The 426-nt window shown below is 57.3% G+C and carries 1 protein-coding gene; it reads right to left on the reverse strand.

The window, feature by feature from the left end; genetic code table 11:
• Positions 1-69: 69 nt before the first annotated feature.
• Positions 70-426, reverse strand: a 357-nt coding sequence (locus EN993_RS37305; protein ID WP_164758107.1) for a hypothetical protein, incomplete at its 5' end; no start/stop codon positions are given.

Below are 426 nucleotides of genomic sequence, written 5' to 3' on the forward strand. Positions count from 1 at the left end.
ATCTCTATAGCAACGTCAAGGAGAAGCGCGAGGTGTTGCAGATGTGGTCAAATCACATCGAATGGCTGATCAAGCAGGCTGCGGATGACGCTCTGGCGGCGTAGCTGCTGGCATGGGCGGAAGATGCGGCGCAACAATCGTCAGAGCCTCATCGAATTGGAGATCATGCTTGACCAGCAAATGCGCGGCCAATGCTTCGATGGCTGACCAGTGATCGAGTACTAGCCGGGCCGTGCGATCTTCGATCCGCCTCCAATCGGGGCGGCGCGGCATCAGGAACCGCAACTCACCATAGATTCGCTTGGCATCCGCGTAGTCGCTGCTCCCCTCATTCCCATCGGACGCATTCATCGCCATATCGCGCGGGTCCAGATAGCCTTCGAATGCGGATTCTGCAAAAGGACCTGCCAGACACGCAACTATCTC

Source organism: Mesorhizobium sp. M7D.F.Ca.US.004.01.2.1 (assembly GCF_003997785.1).
Classification (GTDB): Bacteria; Pseudomonadota; Alphaproteobacteria; order Rhizobiales; family Rhizobiaceae; genus Mesorhizobium; species Mesorhizobium loti.